The sequence below is a fragment of the Paenibacillus gyeongsangnamensis genome (assembly GCF_027533625.1).
In the GTDB taxonomy this organism is placed as follows: domain Bacteria; phylum Bacillota; class Bacilli; order Paenibacillales; family NBRC-103111; genus Paenibacillus_G; species Paenibacillus_G gyeongsangnamensis.
On sequence record NZ_JAQAGZ010000001.1, the window covers coordinates 625,417 to 643,762 of the forward strand.

Here is an 18,346-nt window from a genome sequence, read left to right on the forward strand (position 1 = left end):
CAGCCTTCCTTCGCGCTTTGAAGAGACGAACGCTAAACAAGCTCGGCCGAATTGCCGATAAAGGTAGAAGCTTTTTAATATGGATTTAATGTGGTTTATATACAATGATGGAATGAAAGAAGGAGGTCTATATGAATCCAACAACAGCAGCAACGATAAGAAAGCCGAAACGCAAAACGCGAAGATTCCGGAAAGCCGCCTTCTTCATGATGATATTGATTGGACTGGCGGCGATATTTCTTTATTTGACCCCCATGGGAACGGACTTCCGGGTGTTTCTGGCGGAGACGGTGATTACGACGCAGCACAGGGAGTGGGCCTGGTTGTTCGTCGGCAAGGCTAAGCAGGATGAGATGATCCGTGCCATGGAGAATGATAGCGATTTGAAAGCGAAGGATCCTTTGAATACGAAGCTGATCCATGTAACGAACCGCCCGATCGGAGATTTGGTTAAAGTGGAAGACATTTCGGGCACTCTGTTTAAAGGGAAGATGATGACCGTTTACGATCCCAAGAGCATCCGCGTCGTCGTGCCCTCCAAGCAGGGAGAGGGCGAGCGGATAACCGACATGGTCCGCCGCACCGGAGCGTTGGCGGGCCTCAATGCCGGCGGCTTCGACGATCCCGACGGGCTGGGCAACGGCTTCGCGCCGATCGGCATGGTCATGTCCGATGCCAGGGTGCTGTACACGGACGTGGACGGTTCAGAGGCGCAGCATATCGTAGGCTTTTCCGACAACGGGACGCTCATTGTCGGCAAGTATACGCTGGACGAATTGCGGAAGATGAAAGTAAAGGAAGCGGTATCCTTTTATCCGAGGGTCATCGTGAACGGCAAGCCGTTAATTACGAGCGGCGACGGGGGCTGGGGGCGCGCTCCGCGTACGGCTGTCGGGCAAAAGGCGGACGGAACGGTCATCTTTATCGTCATCGACGGCCGCCAGGCGAGCAGCGTAGGCGCCACGCTCAAGGAAGTGCAGGATATTTTCCTGGCGCACGGCGTGATGAATGCCGGTTTTCTGGACGGGGGCGCTTCCTCGGAGCTGGTGGTCAACAATGAGCTGATTACCCACCCGTCCAGCCGATACGGCGAACGCCGGTTGCCTTCCGCCTTTCTCGTGTTCGATCATCCGGAATCGGTGGCGGTTACGAGCCCGTGGCAAGGTTTAACGAAGATCGATCCCGGCGGCGCAAGCACGCATCCGGAATATCAGGCGGAGCTGAAGCGGAAGCAGGAAGCGAGGAAAGCCGCCTCACATCCGGTGCAGGCGGCCAAGAAGGCAACGGCTCCCACCCATAAGGACGAGACCGGGCATACCGGGAGCCAGACGCACGATCCGAAGCAATAACCTCATACCGAAGGAGAGAGATGAGCTATGGATTTGAAGCTGCAAGGAAAAACGGCGGTCGTCACCGCCTCGAGCAAAGGACTCGGACGGGCTATCGCCGAGCAGCTGGCCTCGGAAGGGGCCAGCCTCCTGCTGTGCAGCCGCGATGAGCAGGCTGTATGCGAGGTGGGTGCGGACCTGCAGAGCCGCTACGGCATTCCGGCCGCCGGGATGGCGGTCGATTTGAGCAGCGCGGAGCAGATCGGCTGGCTCGTGCAGCAGGCGGCCGACCGCTTCGGGTCCGTCGATGCGCTCGTATGCAATGCGGGCGGACCGCCGAGCGGAAGCTTCCTGTCGCTAGATGAGGAAGCGTGGCTGCATGCCGTCCAGCTCAACCTGATGAGCGTGGTGCGGCTGACCCGGGGATTTTACCCGCTGATGAAGGAGAAGGGGGGAAGAATCGTGACGATAGCATCCACTTCCGTCAAAATGCCGATTCCTGGCCTTGTGATCTCGAATACGCTTCGTACGGGCATCGTCGGGCTGATGAAGACGTTGTCCGTCGAATGGGGTCCCGAAGGGATTCTGCTCAATACCGTCTGTCCGGGAAGAATCGAAACCGATCGACTCGTGGAGCTGGATACGGCGCGGGCGGCTCGGGAGGAAACCAGTATCGAAACGGTTCGCGAATCGATGGTGAAGAATATTCCGCTCGGACGATACGGGCAACCGGAGGAGCTGGCGGCTATGGCCGCATTCCTGCTCTCGCCGGTCAACAGCTACATGACAGGGTCCGTCTTCTACATGGACGGCGGGGCCGTCAAAGCGATTTGACATCGACATGAATACCCGGCGGCCCGCGGATTTCGACAGGTTGCTTTCCGTATTGGAACTTATTACAATAGAGCTATATCCTTGAAGGAGTGATCCTCATGAGCGAAGAATTACATACGGGTCTTATCCGCATTTCTGATGATGTCGTAGCGACCATTGCCGGACTAGCCGCACTGGAAACTCCGGGGATCGCCGCCATGTCGGGAGGCATTTCGGAAGGATTGGCCAAGCGTCTTAGCGGTAAGAACGTACAGAGGGGCGTCACCGTAGAGGTCGGACAAGTGGAGGCCGCCATTGATCTCCGCGTTATCGTCAACTACGGCAGCAAAATTCAAGAAGTATGCCGCGACCTGCAGGAGAATGTGCGGGAAGCCGTCGAGAACATGACCGGCCTGTCGGTTGTGGAGGTTAACGTGAAGGTCGAAGGCGTTGCTTTCCGGGAGGAAGAAGCCGCCGCGGCGCCGTCTGAAGAATCCTACCGCGTAAAGTAGAGTAAACAACAAGAGAGCCTGCAGTCAGGCTCTCTTCTTCGTTTCTTTCTCTATCTTATTGTACTCCCTGGATATGCTCAGCAGAAATCCGATGCTGATCAGCGTGACAATGATCGAAGACCCTCCGTAGCTGATAAGAGGCAGCGTAACGCCTGTCATTGGAATGCTGGCGGTAACGCCTCCGATATTGATAAATGCCTGGATGGCGATGAGCGCGACGATCCCTACGCCGGTCAGCGTGCCGAACAGCTCCTTGCAGCGAAGTGCGACGATCAATCCCCGCCATATGAAGGCCAGATACACTAACAGGAATAAGGCCGATCCGACGAAGCCCAATTCTTCCCCGATAATGGAAAATATAAAGTCATTGTGCGCTTCCGGCAGGTAATGCAGCTTCTGAATGCTCTGTCCGAAGCCCGCTCCCGTGAAGCCGCCGTGTCCGAAAGCGTAAAGCGACTGCACGAGCTGAAATCCGCTCCCGTCCGGGTCGGCCCAAGGATTCAGGTAGCTGGTGATCCGGGCGATCTTATAGCTGCCTCCGGCGCCCTTGATGACTAGGTACAGCGCAATGAAGATGCTAAGAAGGGCGGCTCCGGCTGAGAAGAGATAAAAAATATGCTTGAGGTTGGCTCCGCCCACGATGATAACGACCGCAGCGGTGGCAGCAAGAATCATCGTGGAGCCGAGATCATTCTGCAGCATGATCAGCGCGCAAATGAATGCGACGACGGCCAGCGGCGGCAACAGCCCCCGCTTGAATTCCTTGAAACGGTCGCCTTTCTTGCTGATGATCGAAGCCAAGTAGATGATGACAGCGAGCTTGGCGAGTTCCGTAGGCTGAAGCGAGAAGCCGCCGGGCATCGCAATCCAGCTCTTCGCCCCGTTCACCCCTTTACCGATGACGGGGACGGCAAGGAGCAGCACAACGGTAACGGTCATGAAGGGGACGACCCACTTTTGAAACTTCCGGTAATCGATGTTCATACAAAAAAACATGGCTACCGTACCCACCGCGATGGCTATTCCTTGCCGAATGGCCAAGTAACCGGGGTCATTCGCTTTGTAAGCCATGCCTGCGCTGAAGACGAAAGCCAGTCCGAAGCATACCAGAAGAAAGGTTAGAAAAAGCAGCAGGAAATCGGGCGTTCCCCGTCGCGTTGGAGTCATCTTCGCTCCGATTAGTGCGACAGCTTAGACTTGAGCTCCGCCAGTTTGCCGTTTGCGACCTTCGTGATGGAATCCGGAATCGGGGATTGATAGTCCAGACCATGCGGGAACGTCGCCCGGCCGATATAAACATCTTCAATGTAAAGGATGGCGTAAGGCGATTCCAGCTTGCCGCTTTCCACCCGGGTATTCACGCGCAGAAAATAATCCTCGCGGTTCGCTTTATCTTCGATTTTCAAATCATAGGTCGCACGGTAGTACTCCCACTGCCAACGTACGAAACCGAGCTTCTCCATGGACTCGTCCAAATGGGCGAGATCGTTTTTTAACCCTTTGACGCCACTGTTTTCAATAATCACAAGCAAGACCTCCTAATCAATATCGCACGTCTGTGCTCATCCTTGTATGGAAATCACGGTGCTATCCGTTCTTTTCCCCATTGATCTATGTACTTCTCACCTATCCATGATAGTATGTTTCCCTTCGTTGTGCAAGCCTATTGCAAAGGGAGGCGAAGGCCCAAAGGCAAAATTTTGAAATTCTTGTGACACCGGGGATGAAACGGTTTTTTGATTTTGTTACAATAGAAATAATCTTTGATACAGGGATGCGAGGAGCAAGAAGCGGCTTTTATTCCGCATAGAAGGGGAGTGGAGCGATGAAATCAATCAATGAAGCGCTGGATCGGATTTATCCGGAGATGGTCGTTTGGAGAAGACATCTGCATCGTCATCCGGAGCTTTCCTTTCAAGAATCGGCGACGGCGGCATTCGTTGCGGAGAAGCTGAAGGCGATGGGTCTGAAGGTCCGCACCGGCGTAGGGGGCCACGGCGTCATAGGCGTGCTCGACGGGGGAAAGAGCGGTCCTGCCGTAGCATTAAGAGCGGATATGGACGCGCTTCCGATCCAGGACGAGAAGGAGTCCTGCGATTACGCTTCGACGGTGCCGGGGGTGATGCATGCCTGCGGACACGATGCGCATACGGCTGCGCTGCTTGGCGTCGCCAAGGTGCTATCGGAGCGGAGTGACGAATTGCCGGGACGGATCGTCTTCTTGTTTCAGCCTGCGGAGGAGGTTACGCCGGGGGGAGCGCTCGGCATGATCGAGGACGGGGCGCTGGACGGCGTGGATGTAATCTACGGCATCCATCTGTGGACGCCGTTCGAGACGGGCACAGCCTATTGCAAGTCCGGTCCGCTCATGGCGGCCGCGGATGAGTTCGTCATTGATTTGAAGGGACGCGGCGGGCACGGCGGCCTGCCGCACAATACGATCGACAGCGTCTTCGTGTCGTCTCAGCTGGTAGTTAATTTGCAATCGATCGTCAGCCGCAGTACGGACCCAACGGAGCCGTGCGTCGTTTCGGTCGGATCGATTCACAGCGGGAACGGCTTCAACGTCATTGCCGAAACGGCGCAGCTGAAAGGCACGGTGCGGACATTCCACCCTGAGCTGCGTCTTCAGGTGAAGGAGAGACTGGAGCATATCGCCGAATCGACAGCCCGCATGCACGGAGCGGATCTGGTCATCGACTATAAGATGGGGTATCCGCCCGTCGTGAATCACGCCTCGGAGGCGAACCGTTTCGCCCGCACGGCTGCACAGGTGTTCGGTGAGGATGGAGCCTGCACGTCGCCGCTGATTATGGCCGGTGAAGACTTTTCTTATTATTTGGAACGCGTTCCGGGGTGCTTCATGTTCGTCGGTGCGGGCAATCCCGGCAAGGGCATCGTTCATCCCCATCATCATCCGCGCTTCGATATCGAAGAAACCGCGATGCGCGGAGCGGCCGAGCTTTTCCTCCGCATGACGTTCGATTATTTGGAGGAGCGCGCAAATTCCCGATAAGTTCTAACTACCCGGAGGCATGGGAATAGGGGGACTAGGAAATTCTATATATGCAGCAGCCGGGCATGCACCCGGGTGCAAGTTCCTACCGGGAGGGATTCACCTTGAGTTCAAGAATGCTGCGCGAAATCATGACGACGGATTGCGCCACTGTCACGCTGAAGGATAATGTATATGAAGCTGCTGTCAAAATGAAGCAGGAGGACACCGGCTTTATTCCGGTCGTCGACGGGAAGAAGCTGATTGGCGTGCTGACGGACCGCGACCTTGTGATCCGCGGCTTCGCCGAAAAGAGGGAAGGCTCGGCCGCCATCAAGGAAGTGATGAGCGACAAGACCGTATCCGTTCCTCCGGAGACGACGGTTGACGAGGCAGCCAAGATTATGGCGAAGGAGCAGATCCGCCGGCTGCCGATAGTCGAGAACGGCGAATTGGTCGGGATCGTATCGATCGGAGACCTAGCCGTCCGGGATAAATTCGAGGACGAAGCGGGCGAAGCGCTGAGCCAAATTTCCGAGCAAGACAAGCAATTGGTTTAAAGTTAAGCAATTCCAACCGCCTTCCTGATTTTTCGCAGGGAAGGCTTTCTTTTGTATTGTCTTGTTCACGTGTGCATAGTATAATAGGTTTGTTGCATTTTAAAGTGCTTACATTTTTTAGTTTGGCACCAAATCTTCATATGACGTTTGAACCTTAGGAGAGGCAGGGGAACCACTTGAACAAAGTACGTATCGGGATAGTCGGTATCGGAAATATGGGCAAGGGGCATTTAAATTACCTGAGCAAGGATGAAGTAAAGGGCGGAGAGCTGACCGCCATCGTGGACATCGACCCGGCGCGTCTGGATTGGGTCCGTGAACATCACGGCGACCGCTACGTCTTGTTCGACAACTTGAACGATTTCTTCGCATCGAAAGCATTCGACGCGGTTCTTATTTGTACGCCGCACTACGATCACCCGACGGTTGCGATTCAGGCTTTCGAGCACGGCTACCATGTGCTTGTGGAGAAGCCGGCAGGCGTATACACGAAGCAAGTTCGCGAAATGAACGAAGCGGCTGCGCGTTCCGGCAAAGCCTTCGGTATCATGTATAACCAGCGGACAAACCCGCTGTACCAGAAGCTGCGTGATCTCATCACCTCGGGCGAGCTCGGCCAGGTGCGCCGCACCAACTGGATCATTACCAACTGGTACCGCTCGCAAAGCTATTACGATTCGGGCGGCTGGCGCGCGACGTGGGCAGGAGAAGGCGGCGGCGTGCTGTTGAACCAGGACCCGCACCAGCTTGACCTGTGGCAGTGGACGATTGATATGATGCCGCAGCGTGTACGCGCGTTCTGCCATTTCGGCAAGTACCGCAATATTGAGGTGGAAGACGACGTCACCGCTTATGTGGAATACGCGAACGGAGCGACCGGCTTATTCGTAACGACGACCGGCGAAGCGCCGGGAACGAACCGTTACGAAGTGACGGGCGACAACGGGAAGATCGTCGTCGAAGACGGCAAGCTGACCTTCTGGCGGCTGCGCACGCCGGAGCCGGAATTTAACGCAACGTGGAAGGGCGGCTTCGGATCGCCGGAAGTGTGGAAGTGCGAGATTCCGGTCGCGAAATCCGAAGGCGCCCAGCATAAAGGCATTACGCAAAACTTCGTCGACTACGTTCTTAAAGGTACCCCGCTGCTTGCGCCGGGCGAAGAGGGCATCAAAGGCTTGACGCTGTCGAACGCGATGCACTTATCGGCTTGGACGGACAACTGGGTGGATCTGCCGATCAACGAGGACTTGTACTACGAGAAGCTGCAGGAGCGCATCAAGAACTCGACGCATAAGAAGGAAATGCAAGAGCTGAAGCATATGGACGTCAGCGGAACGCACTGATCTCTGCCATCCGGAATAGGACAAGAGAGGCCTCATCAACGGGCCTCTCTTTTTTGCGCTGCCTTGCTTGTGCAGCTTATTTGCTTTTATCATCCGCCCAAAGCCCTTTCTTAGCGGCGCGGGCTTCCCGCTCCAGCTGCAGGAAGCGCTTCTGGAACATGACGTTCGGCGGAACGGTCATCGTATTCGCATAGCCGTCCCGGACCAGCACTTCGTTGAACATGACGGGCTCGCCGTCAACCCAAACGTAGCGGAGAAGCCGGCCGTATTTGTCCTTGTCTCCGGCATCCGCGAACATATACACCTTTTTCTTCGTCAGCTTGCCCTTGGTGAAATCGCTCGCTTCCTTGCCGTATTTCTCCACAGGGCTGTTCGGCTTGACGGTTTCGGGCGTATTGACCCCGATCAGGCGAACCTTGTCTCCCTCTTTCGTCTCGAAGGTGTCCCCGTCGACCACCCGCTTCACCTCGGTGAACGTAATCTTGCGGTCTTTAAGCTCCGGGTAACGACTCCGAATCGATTGAGCGAACGGATCATCCGCGCCGGCGGAGGCGCTCCCGCAGCCGCTCAGCACGATCACCGCCGCCAGCAGCACGGCGATAAGCAAGACGCACTTCTCTTTGCGCAGCATCATTTTCTCCACTCCCGTATGTAAATCTTTGCCGCGGGGAACCTGCGATCCCCGCCCTTTATTGTAGGGGCATTGGGCCGATTTTGTAAATCGGCATCATGTTTAAATCACGGGCGTTCCCCTCATACTAGGAACAGATGCCAAAGTCTGGAGGGAATCCGCATGCCATACCACAAAGACCGGCCCTTGGTCGTGCAAAATGATTACTGCGTGCTGCTTGAAGTGCGGCACCCGAGCTTTGAAGAGGTTCGCGCGGGCTTGTCCCGTTTTGCCGATTTGGTGAAAACCCCGGAAAATATCCATACGTACCGCATGACCTCGTTGTCGCTGTGGAACGCCGCCGCCGCCGGACTGACCGCGGAGGAAATTACCGATTTTCTGGAGAGGTGGAGCAAATTCGGCCTGCCCGGCGGGCTGCGCAGCGATATCATCCGTTTTGTGGAACGATACGGCCTCATCCGCATGGAACGGCTCGGGGAGGATCTGCTGCTGATCTCGGACGATGTAGAGGCGATTAAGGAGATGGTGTCCTATAAATCGCTGCGCTCTTACGGACTGTGCCAGGTCGATTCGCGGACGCTGCGGTTCTCCCCGCAATACCGTGGACTGCTTAAACAGGAGCTCATCAAGCTGGGCTATCCGGTAGAGGATCTCGCCGGCTACAGCAAGGGGGAAGAGCTGTCGATCCGGCTTCGCGGCAAGGCGGAGGACCGGGGCGCTTTCGAGCTTCGGGATTACCAGCGGTCGGCGGTCGACTCGTTCTACCGGGAAGGGACGCATCAAGGGGGGAGCGGGGTGATCGTGCTCCCCTGCGGCGCAGGCAAGACGGTTATCGGGATTGCGGCCATGGGCAAGCTTGGCTGCGCCACGCTGATCCTGACGAGCAACAGCACCTCGGTGCGCCAATGGAAGCGCGAAATTCTCGACAAAACGGAAATCACCGAAGAGATGGTAGGGGAATATACGGGATCCGGCAAGGAGGTTCGTCCGATCACCATTGCCACTTATCAAATGCTGACTTATCGGAAAACCAAGGACGGTCCGTTCATTCACATGGATTTATTCAATAAGCGGGACTGGGGGCTCATCGTGTACGATGAGGTGCATTTGCTCCCGGCACCCGTTTTCCGCGTGACGGCGGATATTCAAGCGACCCGGAGGCTGGGGCTGACGGCGACGCTGGTCAGGGAAGACGGCCGAGAGGAGGACGTCTTCTCCCTTGTGGGACCCAAACGCTACGATCTGCCGTGGAAGGAACTGGAGGGCCGGGGCTGGATCGCTTCCGTCGAATGCGTGGAGCTCCGGGTTCCGCTCAGCGAGGTGGATTGGGAAACGTACCGGGCTGCGGAGCCGCGGGAGCAGATGAAGCTGGCGAGCGTCAACCCGGCGAAGCTGGAGGTGCTGAAGAAGCTGCTCGAGCAGCATGAAACCGAGCCGGTGCTGATCATCGGGCAATATTTGGAGCAGCTGCGCCGGATAGCCGAAAGCATCAAGGCTCCTCTCATTACGGGGCAGACGCCCCACGAGCAGCGGGAAACGCTCTACGGTGCCTTCCGCAGCGGTGAGCTCCGGGTGCTGATCGTCTCCAAGGTCGCCAATTTTGCCGTGGATTTGCCGGATGCGGCGGTCGCTGTCCAGCTGTCGGGCAGCTTCGGGTCACGCCAAGAGGAAGCGCAGCGGCTCGGCCGCATTCTCCGTCCGAAGACGGGGGATAATAAAGCTTACTTTTATACCATTGTCTCGGGGGAGACGAAAGAGCAGGAATTTGCGCTGAACCGCCAGCTGTTTCTGATCGAGCAGGGCTACGCTTACCGGATCGAAGCGGCTCCGGGCTCCGGCGGCTTGAAAGAGCAGGTGATCTCCGGATGAGGCTGACGGAAATCACGGCAAGAATGCCGGATGTGCTCTATGAGCGTTTGGCGTCGGACACGGCTTATGCTTCCTGGATTGCGAGAGGCGAGCCGCTGCTGCGGCTGTTGACCGACCCGGCAGTGCTTGAAACGGTCTGGAACCGGATGACGCCGCTTGAACGGCGGGTGCTGCGCCTTGTAATGGTGCACATGGGCTGCGAGCCGTTCGATGAGGGCAAGCTCGAGAGGCGGGGTGAGCCGAGCCTGTCCGGAGCGGAGCTGCGTCTCGGCTTCACGGGCCTGCTGCGTCTCGGCATCGTATTCGCCTTTCGCAAATCGTGGGGCGAGCTGGTGTATGTGCTGCCGGAGGAGACGCTGGCCGCCTGGCAGCGGCTGCTGGCTCCGGAGCTTCCTCCCGGAGGCCGGGTGATGGCCGAACCGCGCAGGGAAACGGGCATGCTTGGGTACTGTGCGGAAACGGGTCTGGCAGCGGAGCTCTTTCATGCGCTGGTCTACGCCGCCAAATACGGCCTCAAGCTGACCAAGAGCGGAACGCTTCATAAGAAGCATATTCAGAAGCTGGCGGAGCGCAATTGTCTGGATGAGGCCGCACTGGGGGGAGCGGCGCTTAAATTCGCCTTTGCCGATGCGTACCCGCTGAAGCTTGCCGTGGTGCTGGACTGCCTGCTTCGTCTGGAGCTGGCGGTGCCGGGGACGGACGAATGGGTGCTGGAGCCGGAAGCGCTGAGCCGCTGGCTTAGCCTCAGTGCCGGAGAGCAGAACCGCCGGCTCTATGCCTGCTGGCGGTCCTTGACGCTTCCATCCGCAGCGTGGCAGCAGCATGCCCTAATCCTGCTGGAACGCCTTGAGCCGGGGGAGGCCTTCTCCTCTGCCGATTTGCTGAATCTGCTGGCCCTTGCGGGGTTTCTTCCGGCGGCCGGTCCTGAAGAAACGGCGGAGCGCGTACAATCGCTGGAGCAGATCTGCTTGATGCCGCTCGCCGCACTGGGTTGGCTGGAGCCGGATGGGCAAGGAAGCTATGTGTGGAGGCTTCACCCTGCCGCGGCGGATGACACAGAGGAGGAGGGAGCGCTGATCGTGCAGCCGGATTTTGAAATTCTGGTTCCCCCCGATGTGCCGCCTGCGGTTTGCTGGGAGCTCGGCTGTCTGGCCGACCTGGTCCGGTCGGACCAAATGAGTATTTACAAGCTGTCCAAGGAGACGCTGAAGCGGGCGCTGGAGAACAGCCGTACCGCGGAAGAAATCGAAGCGTTTCTCGTCCGCCATTCGCTATACGAGCTTCCTGACCATGTGCTGATTACCCTCAGGCAATGGATGAAGCCGTTCGGGCAAACCGAGTTCCGCGAGGCGATATTGCTGCGCCTGGCCGATGCGGAAACGGCCAGAAGCGTCGCCAAGCTTCCGGGGGCCGCAGGGCATTTGACCGAGCCGGTGGGCGAGAAAGATTTTATTATTGCGCCTTCATCCGTGCAGCCGCTGTTTGACGCGTTGGAGCGTGCCGGCTACATGCCTGTGCGTCCAGACCTGAAGGGCGGTCCGAATGCGGCCGTTTATCCGAAGCTGAGCTTGCCGGACGGGCAGGAGCATGAGGAAACTTCCGGTCTTGCCGCCAGTCGCTTGTCCGGCGGGAGCGGGGAGAAGGGGCTGCTCTATTCCCGGCATTCCGTCGCGTACTTCGAGATGGAAAGCACGCTGCCGGAGGTGTCCCTGCTCTATCCGGAGATGAGCGAGATTCCCGGAAGCTGGCTGCGCGACTTTCGGAGCTATCATCCGTCCACGCGCAAGGAAATGATCGAGCAGGCGATTCGCATGAGAACGCTGCTGCTGATCCGCAAGGGGGGCCGGGATTACCGGGTGGCTCCCCGTAAGCTGCAGGAGTCCAGAGGGTCGTGGTGCATGACCGGCTGGGAGCAGACAAGGACCGAAGGGGCCTCGCCGGGCGGGATAGCCCGGCCTTGGGAAGAAGCTTTCGGCAAGGTGAACGAAATCCGCTGGATGGCGGACGAATGGCAGGAGATGAAGCTGCTGCTTCCCGGCATCAATGATCAATAAGGCCTACAGCAAGACAACGAAAAAAAGCAATATTCCGGGCGGCGAGGCAACCATTCCCCGCAGAAAAGGCAGCGCAAGACCGGCGAATTGTGATATGATAGTCTTGTTCGACTATTGAAAGAAAGGCAGGTGCTGCCCGACATGGCAGTAACGGAAAAACAAACGCTGGATATGTCTGCATTGCTGCTGGGGGCCTACGAGCTGGCCGAGATGATTATTCATTCCGCGGATACGGCGGATTATCTATATTGGAAAGAACGCCAGGAGTCCGACCCGGAGGTTAAGGTTCTGGTCCGGGAGTTCGGCCGGAAGAAGGAGCTGTTCGAGGAAACTCAGCGCTTCGGCCATTTTCATCCGAATTACCATGAGGCGCTGGATCGGGTGAAGGAGGTTCAAGAGAAGCTGGAGCGGCTTGAACCCGTGCACCGCTTCAAAAGCGCGGAGGAACGCCTGGACGAGATCCTCTTCGAGGTATCCGAGACGCTCGCCCGCGCCGTATCCGATTCCATCAAGGTGCCGGGAAACGGCGCAGAGGAGGGCGGGGGCTGCTCCAGCGGCGGAAGCTGCAGCGGCAAATGCGGCTAAACCTAATCTAGCTTCGCGTCAATTGGAAGACGGGACGAAGCTCGCCTACACGGTCGCCGCGGCGGTTCAGGACGGGAGGCGTCAGGAAGCTCTGAAGCTGCTGCGTTTCGGACGAGCTTAGGAGGCCCAGCTGCCGCAGCGCTTCAGCCGCCGCCGGATAACTGGCCCGTTCCGCGCCGTCTTCGATTTTCAGCGCGAGTCCCAGTGCTTCCTCAGGTATGCTGGCGGCGAAGATGCCTTCGGCGCCCATCTTGCCGATAATGCGTCCTCGTGTGACTTCAACCAAGCGGGTATCGAACCGGTCGGTACCCGCTACATAGAACGGGTGCCGCCGTATGGCCTGGGTTATGCGCCGGCATGCCTCCGCACGCTCCGGTGCCAGCCGGTCCGGCCGGCCGATGCCGGCGTAAGCGTAAGCCAAGGCGGATACCGGCACGGCGAAGACGGGTACTCCGCAGCCGTCCGTTCCAAGCGTGATGCTGTCCGCCTCCACGCCGCATAAATCGGCGACGGCGCTAAGCATCCTGCGTTGGACGGGATGCTCGCGGGCAATATAGCTTTCGGTAGGGGCGTCCAGCAGCCTGGCAAGCGCAAGCATCCCGGCATGCTTGCCGGAGCAGTTGTTGTGCAGCTGGGATGGGGAGCAGCCGCAGGCCGAGAGCCGCTCCGCGGCCGGTTTGTAATACGGATCCTGCTTGCCGCAGTCCAGGTCGCCTTCACCGAGCCCGAGCTTATGCAGCAGGCCGAGGGCCGCCTCCACATGCTGAGGCTCTCCGTTATGCGAAGCGCAGCAGAGAGCGATTTCCTCCTCCGTCAGGTCGAACCGCTCGATTCCGCCGGATTCGAGTAGAGGGACGAATTGAAGCAATTTGGCCGCGGAACGGGCAAAAGTATAGTAATCGGGATTGCCGGCGGAAGCGATCCGCTTCCCATTGAAATCAACGACGGCTATATGACCGCGGTGGAGGCTCTCGACCATCCCTCCGCGAGTGACTTCGACTAAAATTTCGGCATGATGCGATGGCATTTGTCAATCGATCCTCTCATTTTCGGATAAAGAAAGAAGGGTTCCCATGTTTACGGAGCGAAGCGGCATTATTGTATGGTTCAGCGATTTGAAAGCGGCCGGCAAGCAGCTTGAGAAGTACGGCAGCGTGCATTTTATATCTAAGAAGCTGCATTATGCGGCCATGTACGTTCATGCGAGCCGTCTTGAAGACACGATGAAGCAGCTGCAGAGGCTGCCTTTCGTGAAGAAAGTGGAGCGCTCGTACCGTAATGAAATCAAAACTGAGTATAACAGTAATGTTCCTGATAAAACAAGATTCTACACCTTATAACCGCGGCATCCGCGCTGCCCCAGCCTATGTCGTATAGAAAGCCTCCATTCGCGGAGGTTTTTTTGTTGATAAGAATTTATAAGTTTTTGCAGTTTATAGCTTCGCATCAACCTTGATAAACGCGCTGGTCCTTGTAAGACAAGGATGGCGTAGCCGTTTATCCTGGCACCAAAATTTATAAACGCGCCAGTCCCCGTGAGTCAAGGGCGCGTAGCTGTTTATCCTGTTTACAAATGACAGCGGTTTCTAAAAAAATTTTAAGTTGATTCTCGTTATAAAAAATGTACAATAGGAATTAATGTCTCTAAATTTGTACATAGGATATAAGAACCAAATAAATAGGCAGGAGGTAATGTTTTGTGAGCGAGGGTCAGAGAAGAGCTAACGAACAAACCGTCACTTTTCCCAATCGGCTTGGAGGCAAGACCATAGCTGAAATCATCGTGACCCATCATGCCCGCATGCGTTGGGCCGACCGTGTGGAGCAGAGCAAAACCGGATTTCACGACATTACCGCTTTTTTATGGAGCAGGCTGAAGTCTAATGCGATCCGGCCCTATTATAAGAACGAAGAGGATGTGTACGTGATCGACGAGGACCTCGTCATGGTAGCGGAGTTTACTCCGGTACTGACCGCTTCGTCCGAGCCCGGCGCACCCGCCTACAAGCTGATTGTCGTTACGTTTCTCGGACGCATGTCCGAGACGATGGAGCTGAGGGATCTGCGCTCCTACTATTCCTGGCTGCGGCATTCGCGGCGGATGACCTTGATCAAGAACAGCCGAAAACGGAGATAGCCCGTTGTTTGGTCTTCAGAGGCATGCCTGAATCCATGGGCATGCCTTTTATACGTTCCGTGGGAACCCGGCAGTCTTCGATAGGAAGCTTACCTGATTTTTGTTATAATGGGATTACCAAGTATTCGGAGGAACGTTCATGGCGCTTAATTTTCACCAGCTGCATATTTTTCATACGGTTGCCGAAAAAGGCAGCTTCTCTCACGCCGCCCAGGCGCTGCATATGACGCAGCCTGCGGTAACGATGCAGGTCCAGTCCCTGGAGGATTATTTCGGCACGAAGCTGTTCGCCAGATCGACGAAGCGCGTCGAGCTGACGGAATCCGGCCGGGCGCTCATTCCGTTCGCCCGGCGCAGCATTGAGCTCATGAAGGAAACGGATATCGGCATGTCCAAATTTACGCATATGCTGGATGGACGCCTCCATTTGGGAGCGAGCCTGACGATCGGCGAATATATTTTGCCCCGGCTGCTCGGCCCGTTCAGCCAGGAATATCCGAATATCTCGGTGTCGATGAAAGTGATCAACACCAAGCAGCTGCTGGAGGAAGTGCTGAACCATCAGCTGACCTTCGGCCTGGTGGAGGCGGAGGTGTCTCACCCGGACGTACATACGGAGGCGGTGCTCAGCGACGAGCTGAGGCTGATCGTGCCGAAGCAGCATCCGCTCGCGGACCGGGAGCGGGTGACGGTCGACGAAGTGCTGCAGTTCCCCTTTGTGCTGCGCGAGCAGGGCTCCGGCACACGCCGGGTCATGGAGGAGGAGCTGGAGAAAGCGGGCTACGCTCCGGACGCGCTCAGGATCGTAATGGAGCTCGGGAGTACGGGAGCGGTCAAATCCGCCGTCGAGGCGGGACTTGGCATCTCGATCCTGTCTCAATCGTCCGTACGGCACGAAGCGGCGCTCGGCGTGCTGAAAGTGAAGGAAATCGACGGTGTGCGCTTCGACAGGAGCTTTCATGCGATTTATTTGAACTCGACGCTGCTCCCGATATCGGCGGTTACGTTTATGACGTTCCTGAGAGAGCGCGATTTAAGCCAGTGGTTGTAAAGGAACAGACAGGAGGAATCGACATGGCATTCGCCGATTTGCACAGTCACACGACCGCCTCGGACGGCACGCAGTCTCCTTCGGATAATGTCCGTTTGGCGGCCGAAGCCGGACTTGCCGCTATGGCAGTCACCGATCATGATACGGTAGCCGGCTTGGAAGAAGCCCGGCAAGCGGGGCTGAAATATGGTATTGCGGTCGTTCCGGGCGTGGAGATCAGCACCGTCCGGGACGGGCAAGATATTCATGTGCTGGGGTACTGGATCGACTATACCGATCCGCTGCTGCTGGGGCGGCTTGCGGAGCTGCGGGCGGTGCGGGAGCGGAGGAACGAAATGATTCTGGAGCGGCTCCGGGCTCTGGGACTGGAAATGACTTACCAGGATGTGTTAGACTCGCTTCAGACCGTGAAACGAGGCGACGATACGATCGGAAGGCCTCATATTGCCGACGCGCTCGTCCGAAAGGGGTACGTCGGCACCATGAAGGAAGCGTTCGACCGGTATTTGGCCCAGGGGGCGGCCGCCTATGTCAATCCGCCCCGGATCGATCCGGTCACGGCGGTCCGTTGGATTCAGGAGGCGGGGGGCGCGGCTGTGCTTGCGCACCCCGGATTGTACGGATTGGATTCGCTCATTCCGGAATTGGCCGCGCAGGGTCTCGCCGGCGTGGAGGCGTATCATGCGGACCATACGCCGGAGCAGGAGGCACATTACGCGGTTCTTGCCGCAGCCTATGGGCTGCTCGTTACCGCGGGCTCCGACTTCCACGGCGAACGTGGCGGCGTCGTTTTTCATGCGCCGATCGGCTCCTGCCGCATCGGCGCCGAGATAACCGATCAACTATATACCCGGAGAGGAGTTCCAGTATGAAGATCAGGAAGGCCATTATTCCGGCGGCGGGTCTCGGCACGCGTTTCTTGCCGGCGACCAAAGCGCAGCCTAAAGAAATGCTCCCGATCGTAGATAAGCCGGCCATTCAATATATCGTCGAAGAGGCGATCTCCTCCGGCATAGAGGATATCATGATCGTAACCGGGAGAAACAAACGCGCAATCGAGGATCATTTCGATAAATCCGCCGAGCTGGAGATGCTGCTTGAGGAGAAAGGCAGCGAGGCGCTGCTTCGGACGGTCCGTTCGGTCTCTCAGTTGGCCGATGTGCATTATATCCGGCAGAAGCAGCCTTTAGGTCTCGGCCACGCGGTGTTTTGCGCGCGCAAATTTATCGGCAACGAGCCGTTCGCCGTGCTGCTGGGCGACGATATCATCGAGTCGGAGCCGCCTTGCCTCAAGCGGATGATCGATATATACGACCAAACGAAGACGTCCGTCATTGCCGTACAAGAGGTGCCCTGGGCTGACGTGAACAAATACGGAATCATCTCTCCCGGGGAGACGGAGGGGAACCTCTCGTTCATCCGGGATTTAGTCGAGAAGCCGGACCAGGATCAGGCGCCGTCCAATCTTGCGGTCATCGGCCGGTATATTCTGACCCCGGAGATCTTCGGCATTCTGGAGACCAGCGAGCCGGGACGCGGCGGCGAGATTCAGCTGACGGACGCGCTGCGCATCCTGAACCGAAGCAGACCGATGGCGGCGTACCCGATCGAGGGACAGCGCTACGATGTCGGGGATAAGCTGGGATACATCGAAGCGACGATCGAGATGGCGCTTCGCCGCGACGAACTGAAGGGCCCGCTGGAAGACTATTTGAGAAGGTTGGCAGACCGGCTCTCAAGCTCAAGCCGGTAAACATCATACGTAAGCCCGGGGATTTCAGCCCCGGGCTTCTTTTTCCATGGATGCGATCCACTCTTTGATGGCTGCGGTTTGATCGAGGATTAAGCCGGCATAAGCGTCTTTACCCGCTTCGATGAGGTCGGTTTGCAGCACGCCGATCAAATCCTCAATGGTCGATATCGCGTTCTTTATCTCCCGGAACGATTCGGAAGCGTCAGCCGGCAATGCAGGACCTTGCATCGCGGCCATTCTCTTGATTACTACAGAGGGAACGTCCGGCTCCGGGCTCCATAGGCCGATCTTCCTCCGTTCGATCCGCCTATGAATGAGGCCGAGCCGATGCTGACTGCGGATGAGCACCAGATGTCCGGTCCTATTGTCCTCCCACTGTTGGTACAGCTCGTAAAGGACCGGCCGGTTTGAGGCTTCCAGCAGGTTGAGCTCGATGCTTGCCTGTTGCGGCGGCTGGACAAAACGCGCCAGCTTGGCAGCCGAGCCGGGAGCGACGATCTCCGTCAATCGTTCGGAATAAGGGAACAGGAGCTTCGCGGAATTCGAGCATTCCATTATGCGGTATTGATCGTCGACTTTGAAATAGGGAACCGGGAAGCAGGGCAGAGGATAGGACACAGGAATCACCCTAACAAAGGTTTGATAGAAAGCTCCGATAAGCTGTCCGGATCATCAGTTAAATCTATTCTAAACCAATTGCCGTCACGGTTCCAGT

The 18,346-nt window shown here is 57.2% G+C and carries 19 protein-coding genes; 14 read left to right on the plus strand and 5 right to left on the minus strand.

All coding sequences use genetic code 11. From position 1 onward, the window contains the following. The first annotated feature begins 131 nt into the window (after positions 1 to 131). The 3 genes from O9H85_RS02850 (at position 132) to O9H85_RS02860 (ending at position 2,653) form a co-directional block, all read left to right on the plus strand. Positions 132 to 1,349: a phosphodiester glycosidase family protein gene (locus tag O9H85_RS02850; RefSeq protein ID WP_269879746.1), complete on the plus strand. Its 1,218-nt coding sequence runs from the start codon at positions 132 to 134 to the stop codon at positions 1,347 to 1,349. Between the two features lie 27 nt (positions 1,350 to 1,376). Next, a complete protein-coding gene (locus O9H85_RS02855) occupies positions 1,377 to 2,162 on the plus strand; it encodes an SDR family oxidoreductase (protein ID WP_269879747.1) in 786 nt (261 codons plus the stop codon). A gap of 98 nt (positions 2,163 to 2,260) precedes the next feature. Further along, positions 2,261 to 2,653 (plus strand): Asp23/Gls24 family envelope stress response protein, encoded by a 393-nt coding sequence (locus O9H85_RS02860; RefSeq protein ID WP_269879748.1) that lies wholly within the window; start codon positions 2,261 to 2,263, stop codon positions 2,651 to 2,653. 24 nt (positions 2,654 to 2,677) lie between these two features. Here O9H85_RS02860 and ftsW read toward each other — a convergent pair whose 3' ends face one another. Then, complete coding sequence (ftsW, locus tag O9H85_RS02865) at positions 2,678 to 3,820, minus strand: putative lipid II flippase FtsW (RefSeq protein ID WP_269879749.1); 1,143 nt, start codon at positions 3,818 to 3,820, stop codon at positions 2,678 to 2,680. Positions 3,821 to 3,831: 11 nt separating this feature from the next. Beyond that, complete coding sequence (locus O9H85_RS02870; RefSeq protein WP_269879750.1) at positions 3,832 to 4,179, minus strand: YugN family protein; 348 nt, start codon at positions 4,177 to 4,179, stop codon at positions 3,832 to 3,834. Positions 4,180 to 4,478: 299 nt separating this feature from the next. Between O9H85_RS02870 and O9H85_RS02875 the strand changes: the two genes are divergently transcribed. The 3 genes from O9H85_RS02875 to O9H85_RS02885 all read left to right on the plus strand — a co-directional run bounded on the left by O9H85_RS02875 (position 4,479) and on the right by O9H85_RS02885 (position 7,551). Beyond that, the gene (locus O9H85_RS02875; RefSeq protein WP_269879751.1) at positions 4,479 to 5,669 is read left to right on the plus strand and encodes an amidohydrolase; all 1,191 of its coding nucleotides are present in this window, start codon (positions 4,479 to 4,481) and stop codon (positions 5,667 to 5,669) included. 116 nt (positions 5,670 to 5,785) lie between these two features. Continuing rightward, positions 5,786 to 6,208, plus strand: coding sequence for a CBS domain-containing protein (locus O9H85_RS02880; RefSeq protein WP_269879831.1), 423 nt, complete (start codon positions 5,786 to 5,788; stop codon positions 6,206 to 6,208). Positions 6,209 to 6,384: 176 nt separating this feature from the next. Next, on the plus strand, positions 6,385 to 7,551 hold the full coding sequence (locus tag O9H85_RS02885; protein ID WP_269879752.1) for a Gfo/Idh/MocA family protein: 1,167 nt from the start codon (positions 6,385 to 6,387) through the stop codon (positions 7,549 to 7,551). Between the two features lie 76 nt (positions 7,552 to 7,627). Here the strand turns inward: O9H85_RS02885 and O9H85_RS02890 are convergent, their stop codons facing one another. Continuing rightward, positions 7,628 to 8,185: a thermonuclease family protein gene (locus O9H85_RS02890; RefSeq protein ID WP_269879753.1), complete on the minus strand. Its 558-nt coding sequence runs from the start codon at positions 8,183 to 8,185 to the stop codon at positions 7,628 to 7,630. Positions 8,186 to 8,344: 159 nt separating this feature from the next. On the opposite strand from O9H85_RS02890, the gene O9H85_RS02895 reads away from it, so the two are divergent. From O9H85_RS02895 to O9H85_RS02905, 3 genes are all read left to right on the plus strand, one after another. Further along, on the plus strand, positions 8,345 to 10,051 hold the full coding sequence (locus tag O9H85_RS02895; RefSeq protein ID WP_269879754.1) for a DNA repair helicase XPB: 1,707 nt from the start codon (positions 8,345 to 8,347) through the stop codon (positions 10,049 to 10,051). Beyond that, positions 10,048 to 12,105 (plus strand): helicase-associated domain-containing protein, encoded by a 2,058-nt coding sequence (locus O9H85_RS02900; protein WP_269879756.1) that lies wholly within the window; start codon positions 10,048 to 10,050, stop codon positions 12,103 to 12,105. The genes O9H85_RS02895 and O9H85_RS02900 overlap by 4 nt, the downstream gene beginning before the upstream one ends. A gap of 141 nt (positions 12,106 to 12,246) precedes the next feature. Beyond that, the gene (locus O9H85_RS02905; protein ID WP_269879757.1) at positions 12,247 to 12,690 is read left to right on the plus strand and encodes a YlbF family regulator; all 444 of its coding nucleotides are present in this window, start codon (positions 12,247 to 12,249) and stop codon (positions 12,688 to 12,690) included. Between the two features lie 7 nt (positions 12,691 to 12,697). On the opposite strand, the gene O9H85_RS02910 is transcribed toward O9H85_RS02905, so the two are convergent. Further along, the gene (locus O9H85_RS02910) at positions 12,698 to 13,717 is read right to left on the minus strand and encodes an asparaginase (RefSeq protein ID WP_269879758.1); all 1,020 of its coding nucleotides are present in this window, start codon (positions 13,715 to 13,717) and stop codon (positions 12,698 to 12,700) included. Positions 13,718 to 13,763: 46 nt separating this feature from the next. Here O9H85_RS02910 and O9H85_RS02915 point away from each other — a divergent pair, with 46 nt between their 5' ends. The 5 genes from O9H85_RS02915 to galU all read left to right on the plus strand — a co-directional run bounded on the left by O9H85_RS02915 (position 13,764) and on the right by galU (position 17,631). Next, positions 13,764 to 14,030, plus strand: a complete 267-nt coding sequence (locus O9H85_RS02915) for a YlbG family protein (protein WP_269879759.1) — start codon at positions 13,764 to 13,766, stop codon at positions 14,028 to 14,030. A gap of 359 nt (positions 14,031 to 14,389) precedes the next feature. Beyond that, entirely contained in the window at positions 14,390 to 14,827 is a 438-nt protein-coding gene (locus tag O9H85_RS02920) for a hypothetical protein (protein WP_269879760.1), read from the plus strand. Between the two features lie 139 nt (positions 14,828 to 14,966). Further along, positions 14,967 to 15,878 carry a selenium metabolism-associated LysR family transcriptional regulator gene (locus tag O9H85_RS02925; RefSeq protein WP_269879761.1) on the plus strand — a complete coding sequence of 304 codons (912 nt, stop codon included), beginning with the start codon at positions 14,967 to 14,969 and terminating at the stop codon, positions 15,876 to 15,878. 23 nt (positions 15,879 to 15,901) lie between these two features. Continuing rightward, positions 15,902 to 16,750, plus strand: coding sequence for a PHP domain-containing protein (locus O9H85_RS02930; protein ID WP_269879762.1), 849 nt, complete (start codon positions 15,902 to 15,904; stop codon positions 16,748 to 16,750). After that, complete coding sequence (gene galU, locus O9H85_RS02935; protein WP_269879763.1) at positions 16,747 to 17,631, plus strand: UTP--glucose-1-phosphate uridylyltransferase GalU; 885 nt, start codon at positions 16,747 to 16,749, stop codon at positions 17,629 to 17,631. The genes O9H85_RS02930 and galU overlap by 4 nt, the downstream gene beginning before the upstream one ends. Positions 17,632 to 17,655: 24 nt before the next feature. Here the strand turns inward: galU and O9H85_RS02940 are convergent, their stop codons facing one another. Further along, positions 17,656 to 18,249, minus strand: a complete 594-nt coding sequence (locus O9H85_RS02940) for a hypothetical protein (RefSeq protein ID WP_269879764.1) — start codon at positions 18,247 to 18,249, stop codon at positions 17,656 to 17,658. Positions 18,250 to 18,346 lie beyond the last annotated feature (97 nt).

Bases quoted from the DNA above. Each gene is read 5' to 3' on its own strand.
- O9H85_RS02850 (WP_269879746.1), top strand. From the start codon at position 132: ATGAATCCAACAACAGCAGCAACGATAAGAAAGCCGAAACGCAAAACG.
- O9H85_RS02855 (WP_269879747.1), top strand. From the start codon at position 1,377: ATGGATTTGAAGCTGCAAGGAAAAACGGCGGTCGTCACCGCCTCGAGC.
- O9H85_RS02860 (WP_269879748.1), top strand. From the start codon at position 2,261: ATGAGCGAAGAATTACATACGGGTCTTATCCGCATTTCTGATGATGTC.
- ftsW (WP_269879749.1), bottom strand. From the start codon at position 3,820: ATGACTCCAACGCGACGGGGAACGCCCGATTTCCTGCTGCTTTTTCTA.
- O9H85_RS02875 (WP_269879751.1), top strand. From the start codon at position 4,479: ATGAAATCAATCAATGAAGCGCTGGATCGGATTTATCCGGAGATGGTC.
- O9H85_RS02880 (WP_269879831.1), top strand. From the start codon at position 5,786: ATGCTGCGCGAAATCATGACGACGGATTGCGCCACTGTCACGCTGAAG.
- O9H85_RS02890 (WP_269879753.1), bottom strand. From the start codon at position 8,185: ATGATGCTGCGCAAAGAGAAGTGCGTCTTGCTTATCGCCGTGCTGCTG.
- O9H85_RS02895 (WP_269879754.1), top strand. From the start codon at position 8,345: ATGCCATACCACAAAGACCGGCCCTTGGTCGTGCAAAATGATTACTGC.
- O9H85_RS02900 (WP_269879756.1), top strand. From the start codon at position 10,048: ATGAGGCTGACGGAAATCACGGCAAGAATGCCGGATGTGCTCTATGAG.
- O9H85_RS02905 (WP_269879757.1), top strand. From the start codon at position 12,247: ATGGCAGTAACGGAAAAACAAACGCTGGATATGTCTGCATTGCTGCTG.
- O9H85_RS02910 (WP_269879758.1), bottom strand. From the start codon at position 13,717: ATGCCATCGCATCATGCCGAAATTTTAGTCGAAGTCACTCGCGGAGGG.
- O9H85_RS02915 (WP_269879759.1), top strand. From the start codon at position 13,764: ATGTTTACGGAGCGAAGCGGCATTATTGTATGGTTCAGCGATTTGAAA.
- O9H85_RS02925 (WP_269879761.1), top strand. From the start codon at position 14,967: ATGGCGCTTAATTTTCACCAGCTGCATATTTTTCATACGGTTGCCGAA.
- O9H85_RS02930 (WP_269879762.1), top strand. From the start codon at position 15,902: ATGGCATTCGCCGATTTGCACAGTCACACGACCGCCTCGGACGGCACG.
- galU (WP_269879763.1), top strand. From the start codon at position 16,747: ATGAAGATCAGGAAGGCCATTATTCCGGCGGCGGGTCTCGGCACGCGT.